Consider the following 12,847-nt stretch of genomic DNA (forward strand, 5'->3'; position numbering starts at 1 on the left):
GGCCTTGCTGTCCAATGTTTCCGCCACTTGCCTTGCTTTCCCTTCGGTTCAGGCCACCGCGTCGAAATAGGTGGCGAATTCCGCGCGTATGGTGCTTTCGTCCGCGACGTCGCGGTCCTTTATATAGGCCAGCGCCCGCTCCGCTCTCGCCAAGGACTTGCCTTCGAGCATCGTCGTACGCGACGCGATCCCCGACATTTCCTCGAAAACGCCGTTGCAGTGAAGGACGAGATCGCAGCCCGCCGCAAGGATCGCGGCCGCCTTTGTCGGGAAATCCCCAGAAAGTGCCTTCATCGAGGTGTCGTCGCTCATCAGGAGCCCGTCGAAGCCGATCTCGCCACGGATCACCTCGTTGACGACCTTGGCCGAGGTCGTCGCCGGATTGTCCGGGTCGATCGCGCTGTAGACGACATGCGCCGTCATCGCCATCGGCAGGTGGTTGAGCGCCTTGAACGGGGCGAAATCATGTTGCCGCAACTCGGCGAGGGGCGTGTCGACCGTCGGCAGCGCGAAATGCGTATCGGCAAAGGCGCGGCCGTGGCCGGGAATATGCTTCATGACCGGCAGGACGCCACCCGACATCAGACCCTCGGCCGAAGCCCGGCCAAGCTCGATCACGGCATTGGGCTCCATACCATACGCGCGCGCGCCGATGACATCGCTGGCGCCCGCAATGGGGACGTCGAGCACCGGCAGGCAGTCGGCGGTGATGCCGTGGCGCAGCAGATCGAAGGCGTGAAGCCGCGCGAGCAGCCACGCGGCACGGCGGCCGGCCTCGCGATCGTCGCGCCAAAGCGCGCCGAGCGCTCCGCCTGCAGGATAGTTCGGCGCCAGCGGCGGTCGCAGGCGCTGCACCCTGCCGCCCTCCTGGTCGATGAAGACCGGGGCATCCGGGCGTCCGACGCTCTCGCGCATCGAGGCGACCAGGTCGCGGATCTGCTCGGTCTCGCCGACATTGCGCGCGAACAGGATGAAGCCCCAAGGACGTTCGTCGCCGTAGAAGCGGATTTCATCTTCAGTGAGGGATTTCCCGGCGCAGCCGAGGATCATGGATTTTGATTCGGTCATGGATCGAAGCTTAGAGCAATTCCAGGAAAAGTGTGTAACGGTTTTGCGTCCGGAATTCCGTAAAAACAAGGAGTTATGCGGGTTCGGTGATTCTGCCGGCGCTGAACCGCTCTAAGATTTTGCGAACCAAAGGGGAATCACCCCTGACCGGTGCCGCATGAATGACGACAGCCGTCCACAACGAAAAAGCCGGCGCGGCCTCGCGGCGACGCCGGCTCTGAACGGTGGTAAATGATCAGCGCGACACGAAGCAGGTGCCGCCGGCCGCCTTGTAGTTGGTGCACAGATTGATCGCGTCGTTGCGCGACTGGGCCGGGACCCGGACTCGGTAGAAAGTGCCCTTGCCGGCGATCTGCGCCTTGACGATGTTGGCTGTGCGTCCGGCGAGCACACTTCCGTAACGGCGCTGCAGGTCCTGGTAGGTGGACTGGGCGCTTTCAACCGTCGGCTGCGAAGCGATCTGCATCGACCACGAGCCGCCGCCTGCCGCCGCCGGATCGATGGAGGCGACCTGGTCGGGCTTGACCTCGCCGACGATATCGACCGGCTGATCGGACGGACGCGGCGGCGCCACCGGCACCTTCGCCGGCGTGTTGGCGGACTGGACCCTGGCTTCGGTCTTCGCCGCGGCGGCTGGCTTCACCGCGGCGGCAGCGCTTTGGTCATCACCGCCTTGGTCGGCAGCCTGATCGGTTGCCGGCGTGACGGCGCCTGTCGGCTGGGCATCGCCCTGCCCGGCGGAAGCGACGTGCTGCGGCGCCGGATCGGTCGGTTCGGTTGCCGCGACCTGCGGCGCGGGAGCCGGATCCTCGCGCGGAACCAGCGAGCCGTCAGGCTTCACCATCATGGTCTTCACCTTGCGCGGCGCCACGGCGACGACATCGTTGTTGGTCCCCTTGTCTGCCTCCTGCAGAACCTGGGCGATGCGGTCTTCCGATTTCGGCGCCGGAGCGGCCTGCTGTGGGGTTGCGAGGGCGGCGGCCTGGGCGTCAGCCGGCGCTGCTGCGTCCGGTGCGGGCGCTGCGGCCTCCGGTGCCGGCGCTGCGGCTTCCGGAGCCGGCGCTGCTTCGGCCGGTGCCGGCGCGGCTGCGGCCGGAGCTGCTGTGTCCGGAACCGGCGCTGCCGCGGCCGCATTGCCGGCTGAGTTGGTGCCAGGCGCGGCGTCGGTGTCGTCAGGCGAAAGGTCGACGATCCGGCTCTGCGGGGGTTCCTTCGACGCCACGTCGATAGGTTCCTCGGTGTTGGTCACCAGTTTCTGCTGCGCCGGTTCGGCGGGCTTGGCCGCCCCACCCTTGGCCACGGCGTCATAGACTTTGTTGTCCTGGTTCGGCACCACGGTGCCGCCCGGGTTTTGCGGCTTGACCTTGATCGGCGAATTGTCCGCCTTCACGATCACGGGCGCTTCGCTGCCGCCCTTGCCGCCAAAGGAGAAGGCGAGAGCGCCGAGACCGCCCGCGACCACAACGGCGCCGACGAGCGCGGCAAGCATCATGCCACGGCTTCGCGGCTTCGCGGCTTCGCGCTCGGCAAAGCCGGGCACAGTCATCGCTTCGTCGAGCTCAGGATCGTAGTCAAGTTCGTCGACGGCGAAGTCGTCCGCCTGCGAGACCGGCCGGCTGCCGGGCAAATCGTCTGCATCGAATTGGCTTGCAGCTGCGGCATAGGACAGGGTCGCCGGTGCAGCGGCCGTCTCGGCCCGCAACTCGCGGCGGTCGTAGCCGGTCTTGAGTCCGGCATTGTGGGAGTCGTCCTCATAGCCCCGGCTCTGCACAGGCGCCTGAGCGATCTCGGTTGCGTTCATCTCGCTAAGCAGGCCGGCAAACTCGGCATCGAGATCGTCATAGGCAGCCGCCGCAGGCTGATCCTCCTCGAAGCTGAGCTCCGGAATGTCGAGGTCGTCGGCCAACGCCACCACGCGCTCCGGCACGTCGACCGTCTTGACATCGGGCATTTCCTCCTGCTGGCGAGACTGCGGCGCCGCGGCTGGCTTGGCGTAAGCGGAATAGTCCCTCGCCGGCTCCTCACGATAGGCAGGCGCCGACATCTGCGGCGCCGGGGCCGGCGTGGCGTAAGCGGAATAGTCCCTCGCCGGCTCCTCACGATCGGCAGGCGCCGACATCTGCGGCGCCGGGGCCGGCGTGGCGTAACCGGCATAGTCCTTCGCCGGCTCCGCACGATAGGCAGGCGTCGGCATCTGCGGCGCCGGCTTGGCGTATGCAGAATAATCCTTCACCGGTTCGTAGGCAGGGGCCGCGGTTTGCGGCGCCGTAGCCGCAGGCTGGGTGGCATAAGAGGCGTGCACCGGCGCTGCGACCGGGGTCACGCGGCTCCACGACTTTGGCGGTTCGGCAGGCGCGACAGGCGCGTCCATCTCGATGCCCTTGGCGAAGGCGGCGTCGAAAGCCTCGTCATCGAAATCTATACTCGGTTCGGCATCCTGTTCGGAAGCCGCGCCTTCGAAGCCCTGCCGGTCGAGTTCGCCGGCGAGCAGCCTATCGAGATCGGCATCGGCGGACTGGGCGATCTGCGTGCCGTAGGCGGGCTCGTTGCGTGCGTCGAGGTCCCAATCGAGCTCATCGCCCACGCCAGCCTTCTGGTCGGTGTCGCCAGCCGGCTGAACGACCGACCGCGGCGCCGATGCGGCGGCCGGCACGGGAGCAACCGGGACCGGCGCAACCGGAATTGGCCGCGCCGTCATGGCGCCAAGCAGCGCATTGAGTTCGTCTTCCAGGCTGCGCTCGCCTGCGGCCGGCTTAGCCGGGTCGACTGCCGCAACCGGCGGAACCGGTGCCGATGCAGAAGGAGCAGGCTCGGCAAATGGCGGCTCCGCCGCGGCGACGGCCTCGGCAGCCGGCGCTTCCGGATCCCCGAACGGCACGTTGTCGAAATTGAGTTCGAAATCGTCTCCGAAGACCTCCTCGGCCGCGGCCTCGTGACCGGCGACCGGTTCAGGATCGACAGCCGGACCTTCCGGCTCCTCGGCAAGCGCGTCACGGAAGCTGAGCTCGAAATCGTCTTCGAAGACCTGATCGGCTACAGGTCCGTGATCGGGTTGGGGATCGAAGGCGGGCTCGGGATCGGCGGCGAAATGCTCGGCCTCGACAGGCGCCTCGAGGGCCGGCGATGGCTCGTCGTCGACCGACAGTTCCTGTTCCAGGATCAGGTGCTGCGGCTGATCGATATCCATGGCGATATCAGCCGTCGCCTGCTCAAATTGGGCCTGATCAAAATGAGCCTGATCGAGATGGGCCTGATCAACTGCGGCCCGAACGAATTCGGCCTGATCGGACCCACTCTCGTAGTCTTTAGCGGCGATCGGCTGGTCGACAGCGGCGTGAGCCTCGATCGGCTGCACGTCGGCGCCTTCGGGCTCAATATCACGGTCATCGAAGGCCAACTCGTCCTCGAGCGACATCTGGACCGCAGTGTCGAAATCGGCGTCGAACGCCGTCTCGTCCGCAGGCTCAAGGACAGCAGGCTCGACAGCCGCAGGCTCGGCGGCCGCGGCGGCGCTCTCGTCCGTGTCAGGCTGGTCGTCGATCCAGAAGCCCTCATCCAGCGAGGCCGCCATTTCCTGGTCGACGGAAAGCTCGTCCTGCACGGGCGAGACTTCCAACGAACGCGCGACCGCCTTCTCGAAATCATCGTCGTATGCCGTGTCCGCGGCCGGCTCCGGCGCTGGGGGCGTGGCAACAGCGGGCGTGGCAAAATGGGCGTGATCCGCCGCATCGTCAAAGACGAAATCCCGTTCGAGAGAAGCGGCGAGCTCGTCGTCGGTGAGAGTGGCAGCCCAGTAAGCCGGCGCAGCCTGGGCAGCCTGCTGCGCCACCGGCTCGCTTTCCTCGGCAATGTCGAAGTCGCCCATCAGCTCCTTTTCGAGGTCGATGTCGAAGTCGGCCCCATCGGCAGCCTGGTTCGCGGGCGCAGCCTTTGCGGCCGCCGGCGACTGCGGCCTGACCGGTTGACGCGGATCGAAACCCATGATGCGGGTCAGTTCGGCGAACGGATCGTCGTCGGCGATATGATTGCTTGCGGCTACTTTCAGCTGGGTTCTGTCTGCCATTATTGTTCCCGAACTCGCACACAGTCGGACGCCATGGACGTCGCGCAGGGTTGGCCCTTACCAGCGCAATGTGGGCAAAAGGTGACAGGCTTTTTAGTCAAACCTAACGCATTTCGGTAGGCGCATCAGCTCCTATCAGCGTCAGGCCGGAGGTCAAAACATCCGAAACAGCCTGCACCAGCCCCAGTCTGGCATACGTCAATTGTGGGTCGTTAACCTTAACAAAACGTAAGTCTGGGTTGTCGGTGCCCCGATTCCAGTGTGCGTGGAAGCTCGACGCCAGATCGTAGAGGTAGAATGCCAGCCGGTGCGGCTCCAGCGCAAGCGCCGCGGATTCGATTAGCCGTGGATATTCAGCGAGTTTCCGGATGAGGCCGATTTCGCCCTCGTCCGTCAGCGACGCAACCGAAGCCACAAGCCGGTCGCGGTCGAAATTCGCTTCGCCCAATTGCTCGCTCGCCTGCCGGAACACCGAGTGGCAGCGCGCGGAAGCGTATTGCACGTAGAACACCGGATTGTCCTTGGACTGCTCGGTGACCTTGGCGAAGTCGAAATCGAGCGGCGCATCATTCTTGCGGTAGAGCATCATGAAGCGGATCGGGTCGCGGCCGACCTCCTCCACCACGTCGCGCAGCGTGACGAAATCCCCTGACCGCTTCGACATCCGGACCGGCTCGCCGTCGCGGAACAGCTTCACCAGTTGGCAGAGCAGGACCGTGAGCTTGACCGTGTCGCCGGCGACCGCGCGCGCCAGCGCTTCGAGCCGCTTGACGTAACCGCCATGGTCGGCGCCGAGCACATAGATGAGATCGACGAAGCCGCGCTCGACCTTGTCCTTGAGATAGGCGACGTCGGCGGCGAAATAGGTGAACGAGCCGTCCGATTTCACCAGCGCCCGGTCCATGTCGTCGCCGACCGCGGTCGAGCGGAACAGCGTCTGCTCGCGGTCTTCCCAGTCGTCCGGCTTCTCGCCCTTCGGCGGCGGCAGCTTGCCCTTGTAGATATGGCCCTTCAGCGTCAGGTCGGCGATTGCCGCGCGGATCTTCTTGGCGTTGTCGGCATGCAGCGTGCGTTCGGAGAAGAACACGTCATGATGCACGTTGAGCAGCGCCAGATCCTCGCGGATCATCGCCATCATCGCGTCGACCGTGCGATCCTTGACGATCGCCAGCGCCTCGTCTTCCGGCATCTCCAGCAGGCCGAGGCCGAACTGTTCGGCCAGCGCCTGCCCGACGGGTATCAGATAGTCGCCTGGATAAAGGCCTGGCGGAATCTCGCCGACGGCTTCGCCGAGCGCCTCGCGATAGCGCAGCATGGTCGAGCGTCCAAGCACGTCGATCTGCGAGCCGGCATCGTTGATGACATATTCCTTGGTCACGTCGTAGCCGGCGAAGGCCATCAGGTTGGCTAAAGTGTCGCCGACGACGGCGCCCCGGCAATGGCCGACATGCATCGGGCCGGTCGGATTGGCCGAGACATACTCGACGTTGGCCTTGCGGCCGCCGCCTATCTTGGAGCGGCCATAGTTGCGGCCCTCGCCGAGCAGCACTGCCAAATGCGCCTGCCAGAAGCCGTCCTTCAGCCGGAGATTGACGAAGCCCTGGCCGGCAACATCGGCGGAAGCGATGTCGGCATCGCTGCGCAGCGCTGCGGTCAACTGCTCGGCCAGCGCGCGCGGGTTCTGGCCGGTGGGCTTTGCCAGCACCATCGCCGCATTGGTGGCAAGGTCGCCATGACTGGCGTCGCGCGGCGGCTCGACCGCGATGCGCGACAGATCCAGCGCTCCGCCATCCTTGTCCTTCAGATCAAGGGCTTCGACGGCTTTTACGATCCGCGCGTTGAAATCGGCGAAGATATTCATCGGGTATGCTCTGGGCTTTAAGAGGGACCGGCTGCTTGGCCGACAAAATCGTGGCTCGCCCTAGCCCAAATCCGGCGTATGGTCAAACAATCGCCTATGCTCCTTGAGCGCATAGGTATCGGTCATTCCGGCCAGGAAATCGGCGACGCTGCGCGCCTTGATGCGATCCTGCGCCCTGTCGAGCCCTTCGCGCCAGCCGTCCGGCATGGCACGCGGGTCGGCGAAATAGACCTCGAACAGGTCGCGGACGATCTGCTCGGCGTCGGCCCGCACGCGCATCACTTCGGCATGCCGGTAGAGATGCTTGTAAAGAAAGGCCTTCAGCTCCTTTTCGGCTGCCGCCATTTCGGCCGAGAAGGTGACCATCGTCTCACCCGCCGCCCTCACCGCATCGGCGCTGTCCGGCTTGAGGCGTTCGATATTGGCGGCAGCGGCAGCAATGACATCCTCCACCATCAGCGTGATCTGCCGCCGCATCAGCTCGTGGCCGGTGCGAACGTCGTCGAGTTGCGGGTAGCGGGCGCGCACGCCACTCAGGATCGAGCCCGGCAGGCCGATGCCTTCCAGCATGTCCAGCGTCAGCAGGCCGGCACGCAGGCCGTCGTCGATGTCATGCGTGTTGTAGGCGATATCGTCGGCGATCGCGGCGCACTGCGCCTCGATGCCGGCGAAGCGGTCGAGCTCGAGGTCGTGCAGCGCGGAATAGTCGCGGATCGCCTGCGGCACGGGGCCCTTGAGCCCCTTCCCGCTTGCATCGGTAAGCGGCCCGTTATGCTTGACCAGCCCTTCCAGCGTCTCCCAGCTGAGGTTCAACCCGTCGAACTCGGCGTAGCGCCGCTCGAGCCGGGTGACGACGCGCAGCGACTGCGCGTTGTGATCGAAGCCGCCCCAGCCGGCCATCTTTTCGTTCAGCGCCTCCTCGCCGGTATGGCCGAAAGGCGTGTGACCGAAATCGTGCACCAAGGCCACTGCCTCCGCCAGATCCTCGTCGCCGCGCAGCGCGCGTGCCAGGGCGCGGGCAATCTGCGCCACCTCGATCGAATGCGTCAGCCGGGTGCGGTAGTGATCGCCCTCATGCGAAATGAACACCTGCGTCTTGTGCTTCAGCCGGCGGAAGGCGGTGGAATGGATGATGCGGTCGCGGTCACGCTGGAATGGCGTCCGGGTCGGACTTTCCGGCTCATCGAACAGGCGGCCGCGCGAGCGCGCCGGATCGCTCGCGTAAACGGCGCGCGGCCGGTAGCCGAAACCGATCTCACCGAGAGCATCCTTGCCCATTCGCCCACCAGTTGACTTGCCCCCGTCCGCTTCATACCTATCATGGGAAACCGAAAGCAAGGTGACGCCGATGGGCGCGGATGCCAAGACTGCCATGAAGGTCGAAATGACCGAAGCGGCCGCGAAGCGGATCGCCAGGATTCTGGCCGGCGAGCCGGGCAAGAATGCCTTGCGCGTTTCCGTCGAAGGCGGCGGCTGCTCCGGCTTCTCCTACAAGTTCGATCTCGTCGATAGTCGCAACGACGACGACGTAGCCATCGAGAAGGATGGCGCCACGATCCTCATCGACGACCTCTCGCTGGTCTATATGGGCGGCTCGGTGATCGATTTCGTCGATGACCTTATGGGTCAGTCTTTCCAGATCCGAAACCCGAACGCCGTCGCCTCCTGCGGCTGCGGCACCAGCTTCTCCGTCTAGCGGGCCGCCAATGCCCACGGTCGGCGCGGTCCGTCAGGTCGCGCTGTCGGCCGGGCGCGATCTCGATAGAACGCTGGCTTTCTGGCACGATGTGCTCGGCATGAGCGTGCATGCGCGCTACGATCCGCCGGGCATCGCCTTCATCATCGCGGGCGGCGTGCGGCTGTTTTTTGGCGACGGCGTGCCCCCCGGCACCGTCTATCTCGATATTGCCGGCCTCGAGGCCTTCCATGCCGAGGCGAAAGCCGCCGGTGTTCCTTTCACCGCGTCGCCGGCGCTGGTCCATCGCGACACCGAGGGCCGGTTCGGTCCGGCGGGGGAAAGCGAATGGATGGCCTTTCTAAAGGATCCGGCAGGCAATACGATCGGCCTCGTCGAGCGCCTTGCGCCGGAAGAACATTGAGGTCCGCATGAAGATCGTCACCTGGAACATCAACGGCGTTCGCGCCCGCATCGGCAACCTCACCCACTGGCTGACCGAGAGCGCGCCGGACATCGTGTGCCTGCAGGAGATCAAGACCGTCGACGACCAGTTCCCGCGGGCCGAGATCGAGGCGCTGGGCTATAATGTCGAGACCAACGGCCAAAAGAGCTTCAACGGCGTCGCTCTCCTGTCGAAGCTGCCCTTCGACGAGGTCAATCGCGGTTTGCCTGGCGACGATGCCGACGACCACGCGCGCTTCATCGAAGGCGTCTTCTCGACCGATAAGGGCGCGCTGCGGGTCGCCTCCCTCTATCTGCCGAACGGCAACCCAGTCGATGACGAGCGGAAGTTTTCCTACAAGCTGTCATGGATGGCGAGGCTAGAGCGCTGGGCGGAAGAGCGGCTGAGGCTCGAGGAAGCGCTGGTGCTGGCCGGGGACTACAACGTCATCCCCGAGCCCGCCGACGCCAGGTTCCCCGAAAACTGGCGCAGTGACGCGCTATTCCAGCCTCAGACGCGGCAGGCCTTCCGGCGCCTGAAGAATCTCGGGTTCACGGAGGCCGTGCGCGCCGTGACCGATTCGCCGGATGTCTATACTTTCTGGGACTATCAGGCCGGCGCCTGGCAGAAGAACAACGGCATCCGCATCGACCATCTGTTGCTGTCTCCCGAAGCCGCCAACCGCTTCTCGTCGGCCTCGGTTGAAAAGCACGTCCGCGCCTGGGAAAAACCTTCCGACCACGTGCCGGTGGCCATCGATCTGCGCTTGCAGCCGGCCTGAAGGCGCTGCTTGCGGACTCTTGCCGAACCCTGATGTCGCCACAAATCGTGTGTCTGATGCGGGATTGTTGCGGGGTTCGATGGCGATCCGATTTGTTCTTTGCCCGGTCGGCCTTGCGCTGGCATTTGCCGCGCCGGCGCTCGCGGCGCCGGAGTGTCTTGCCAACGGCAAATCGTTCAAGCTCGGTGAGACGGCCTGCCTGACCATTGCCGGCGAAAGTCACCTCGCCCGCTGCGACATGGTTCTCAACAACACGTCCTGGACTGAGGTCCAGGACGACTGCCCCGGCGAGAATCAGGCGCCGAAACTGCACCCGATCTCAATCACGGCGCCGACGGAACCTACCGAAAATTGAAGCCGAAGCTGCGGCCTACTGGTCGCCGTTGTTGCCCTTGGTCAGGATGTCGTCGGCGAGCGAAATCGCCGTGCGACGGTCGGCTTCGCCAGCCGCGGCGAAGGCCTCTTCCTGCATGCTGCGGATCCAGGGCTGATCCGCCGGCGGGGCACGCTCCAAGGCAGCCGTCATCATCGCCAGGCCGCGCACGATCTTGCCGCTCTGGAACAACAGATTGCCGAGCGTCGCCTGCGCGCCGGCATGGCCTTTTTCGGCCGCGAGTTGCAGCCAGCGCCCGGCCTGCTTGACGCTGGCCTTCACGCCGCCCTCGCCTTTGAGGAACATCTGACCGATCTCGAACTGCGCGTTCGGGTTGCGGTAGTTGGCGGCGGCGCGCATGTAGTATTCCTGCGCCGCAACCTCGTTCTCCTCGACCGGGCTGCCGGGGATACCTTTGCGCAGATAGTCGCCGAGCGCGACAAGCGCGTCGGAGACATAGCTTTCCTCGGGCGAGCCGGGCTCGACATCCTGATCGACGATCTCGGAGAAGAACTTGAAGGCCGCATAGTCGTCGCGGGCCACGCCGTCGCCCTGGGCATACATTCGCGCTAGCTTCCAGGTGGCGCCGATCTGGCCGTTCTCGGCGGCATATTTATAGGCCTCGACCGCTTGGTCCTTGTGGCCGTTCTTGTAGGCGGAGAAGCCGAACTGGAACACCGCCCACGGACTCGACTGCGGCTTGACCCCGGTCTTGTCGTCGAACACCTTGTCATCGAAGGCCATGGCCTGCCCGACGGCGCCCAAGGTCGCCACCGCGACCAGTGCCGGCAAGACAAATGACCTCAACACCTCAAATGTCCGCATAGCAGTGTGTTTCTTTTGCGCCGCCCGGATGGGTGACCGCGCCGTCGCGGGCCGACCCTACGGTCTGCGCATATTTCCAGATCGCGCCGGACTGATAGTCGGTCTTGCGCGCCTTCCATTTCTTGGCCCGGGCCGCCAGTTCGGCATCCGACAGCGCCACCTCTATCGTGCCATTAACGGCATCGATAGAGATCACGTCGCCATTCTTGATGAGCCCGATCGGCCCGCCGACCGCCGCCTCCGGCCCGACATGGCCGATGCAGAAACCACGTGTAGCACCGGAAAAACGGCCGTCGGTAATCAGCGCCACTTTGCCGCCCATGCCCTGGCCGTAGAGCGCTGCCGTCGTCGACAGCATCTCGCGCATGCCCGGACCGCCGCGCGGCCCCTCGTAGCGGATGACGAGAACCTCGCCCTCCCGGTAATTGCGCTGCGTGACCGCTTCGAAGCACTCCTCTTCCGAATCGAAGCAGCGCGCCGGGCCTGAGAATTTCAGCTCCGACATGCCGGCGATCTTCACGATCGCGCCTTCGGGGGCGAGGTTGCCCTTCAAGCCCACAACGCCGCCTGTCTTGGTGATTGGCCGATTGGCGGGACGCACAACATCCTGGCTCTCATTCCAGGCAACGTGCTCCATGTTTTCGGCCAAAGTGCGGCCAGTGACCGTCATGCAGTCGCCGTGAAGATAGCCGTGGTCGAGCAGCGTCTTCATCAAGAGCGGAATGCCGCCGGCCTCGAACATGTCCTTGGCGACATATTTGCCGCCGGGCTTGAGGTCGGCGATATAAGGCGTCTTTTCGAAGATCGCCGCCACGTCGAAGAGGTCGAACTTGAGACCCGCCTCATGCGCGATCGCCGGCAGATGCAGTGCCGCGTTGGTCGAGCCGCCGGTGGCCGACACGACCGTCGCGGCATTCTCCAACGCCTTGCGGGTAACGATGTCGCGCGGCCGGATGTTTTTCGCGATCAGCTCCATGACCTTTTCGCCGGAGGCGAAATTGAACCGGTCGCGCATTTCGTAGGGCGCCGGCGCGCCGCAGGAATAGGGCAAGGCCAGCCCGATCGCCTCGGCGACCGTGGCCATGGTGTTGGCGGTGAACTGGGCGCCGCACGACCCTGCCGACGGACAGGCGGCCTGCTCGATCTCGAGCAGCTCGGCATCGGAGATCGTGCCGACCGAATGCTGCCCGACCGCCTCGAACACATCCTGCACGGTGATCTGCCTTCCGCGGTAGCTGCCGGGCAGGATCGAACCGCCATAAATGAAGATCGACGGCACGTTGAGCCGCACCATCGCCATCATCATGCCGGGCAGCGACTTGTCGCAGCCGGCAAGCCCGACCAGCGCGTCATAGCAATGGCCACGCATGGTGAGCTCGACTGAATCGGCGATCACCTCGCGCGACACCAGGGACGACTTCATGCCCTGGTGGCCCATGGCGATACCGTCCGTGACGGTGATGGTGCAGAATTCGCGCGGCGTGCCATTGGCGGCCGCGACGCCCTTCTTCACCACCTGCGCCTGGCGCATCAGCGAGATGTTGCAGGGTGCGGCCTCGTTCCAGCAGCTGGCGACGCCGACGAGCGGCTGCGCGATCTCGGCCGCCGACAATCCCATGGCGTAGAGGTATGAACGATGCGGCGCGCGCGCCGGACCTTCGGTCACGTAGCGGCTGGGCAGCTTGGCCTTGGAGATTGCCTTGGCGTCCATCGTCGTCCTTGCCGCACACCCCGCGGCCGGTCCCATCGCCGGGCC

10 protein-coding genes are annotated in these 12,847 nt (G+C 65.1%); 4 read left to right on the plus strand and 6 right to left on the minus strand.

The genetic code is table 11. From position 1 onward, the window contains the following. Positions 1-48: 48 nt before the first annotated feature. The 4 genes from nagZ to P9230_RS02595 form a co-directional block, all read right to left on the minus strand. Complete coding sequence (nagZ, locus tag P9230_RS02580; protein ID WP_127216655.1) at positions 49-1,068, minus strand: beta-N-acetylhexosaminidase; 1,020 nt, start codon at positions 1,066-1,068, stop codon at positions 49-51. Between the two features lie 235 nt (positions 1,069-1,303). Next, a complete protein-coding gene (locus P9230_RS02585) occupies positions 1,304-5,131 on the minus strand; it encodes an SPOR domain-containing protein (RefSeq protein WP_278117302.1) in 3,828 nt (1,275 codons plus the stop codon). A 103-nt stretch (positions 5,132-5,234) separates the two neighbouring features. Then, positions 5,235-6,992 carry an arginine--tRNA ligase gene (gene argS, locus P9230_RS02590; protein WP_278117303.1) on the minus strand — a complete coding sequence of 586 codons (1,758 nt, stop codon included), beginning with the start codon at positions 6,990-6,992 and terminating at the stop codon, positions 5,235-5,237. A 60-nt stretch (positions 6,993-7,052) separates the two neighbouring features. Next, positions 7,053-8,270: a deoxyguanosinetriphosphate triphosphohydrolase gene (locus P9230_RS02595; protein ID WP_278117305.1), complete on the minus strand. Its 1,218-nt coding sequence runs from the start codon at positions 8,268-8,270 to the stop codon at positions 7,053-7,055. A gap of 70 nt (positions 8,271-8,340) precedes the next feature. Here P9230_RS02595 and erpA point away from each other — a divergent pair, with 70 nt between their 5' ends. The 4 genes from erpA (at position 8,341) to P9230_RS02615 (ending at position 10,248) form a co-directional block, all read left to right on the plus strand. After that, positions 8,341-8,688 (plus strand): iron-sulfur cluster insertion protein ErpA, encoded by a 348-nt coding sequence (gene erpA / locus P9230_RS02600; RefSeq protein WP_066999964.1) that lies wholly within the window; start codon positions 8,341-8,343, stop codon positions 8,686-8,688. 10 nt (positions 8,689-8,698) lie between these two features. Further along, entirely contained in the window at positions 8,699-9,091 is a 393-nt protein-coding gene (locus P9230_RS02605) for a VOC family protein (RefSeq protein WP_095778431.1), read from the plus strand. Positions 9,092-9,098: 7 nt separating this feature from the next. Continuing rightward, positions 9,099-9,893: an exodeoxyribonuclease III gene (gene xth / locus P9230_RS02610; protein ID WP_067329529.1), complete on the plus strand. Its 795-nt coding sequence runs from the start codon at positions 9,099-9,101 to the stop codon at positions 9,891-9,893. A 79-nt stretch (positions 9,894-9,972) separates the two neighbouring features. Continuing rightward, positions 9,973-10,248 (plus strand): hypothetical protein, encoded by a 276-nt coding sequence (locus P9230_RS02615; RefSeq protein ID WP_278117308.1) that lies wholly within the window; start codon positions 9,973-9,975, stop codon positions 10,246-10,248. A 15-nt stretch (positions 10,249-10,263) separates the two neighbouring features. On the opposite strand, the gene P9230_RS02620 is transcribed toward P9230_RS02615, so the two are convergent. Both P9230_RS02620 and ilvD read right to left on the minus strand, forming a co-directional pair. After that, positions 10,264-11,091: a tetratricopeptide repeat protein gene (locus P9230_RS02620; RefSeq protein WP_278052967.1), complete on the minus strand. Its 828-nt coding sequence runs from the start codon at positions 11,089-11,091 to the stop codon at positions 10,264-10,266. After that, entirely contained in the window at positions 11,078-12,802 is a 1,725-nt protein-coding gene (gene ilvD, locus P9230_RS02625) for a dihydroxy-acid dehydratase (RefSeq protein WP_066999948.1), read from the minus strand. The genes P9230_RS02620 and ilvD overlap by 14 nt, the downstream gene beginning before the upstream one ends. Positions 12,803-12,847: the final 45 nt, after the last annotated feature.

The organism is Mesorhizobium sp. WSM4887 (genome assembly GCF_029625865.1).
Lineage (GTDB): Bacteria > Pseudomonadota > Alphaproteobacteria > Rhizobiales > Rhizobiaceae > Mesorhizobium.

Bases quoted from the DNA above. Each gene is read 5' to 3' on its own strand.
- xth (WP_067329529.1), top strand. From the start codon at position 9,099: ATGAAGATCGTCACCTGGAACATCAACGGCGTTCGCGCCCGCATCGGC.
- P9230_RS02585 (WP_278117302.1), bottom strand. From the start codon at position 5,131: ATGGCAGACAGAACCCAGCTGAAAGTAGCCGCAAGCAATCATATCGCC.
- P9230_RS02595 (WP_278117305.1), bottom strand. From the start codon at position 8,270: ATGGGCAAGGATGCTCTCGGTGAGATCGGTTTCGGCTACCGGCCGCGC.
- P9230_RS02615 (WP_278117308.1), top strand. From the start codon at position 9,973: ATGGCGATCCGATTTGTTCTTTGCCCGGTCGGCCTTGCGCTGGCATTT.
- P9230_RS02620 (WP_278052967.1), bottom strand. From the start codon at position 11,091: ATGCGGACATTTGAGGTGTTGAGGTCATTTGTCTTGCCGGCACTGGTC.
- argS (WP_278117303.1), bottom strand. From the start codon at position 6,992: ATGAATATCTTCGCCGATTTCAACGCGCGGATCGTAAAAGCCGTCGAA.
- erpA (WP_066999964.1), top strand. From the start codon at position 8,341: ATGGGCGCGGATGCCAAGACTGCCATGAAGGTCGAAATGACCGAAGCG.
- nagZ (WP_127216655.1), bottom strand. From the start codon at position 1,068: ATGACCGAATCAAAATCCATGATCCTCGGCTGCGCCGGGAAATCCCTC.
- ilvD (WP_066999948.1), bottom strand. From the start codon at position 12,802: ATGGACGCCAAGGCAATCTCCAAGGCCAAGCTGCCCAGCCGCTACGTG.
- P9230_RS02605 (WP_095778431.1), top strand. From the start codon at position 8,699: ATGCCCACGGTCGGCGCGGTCCGTCAGGTCGCGCTGTCGGCCGGGCGC.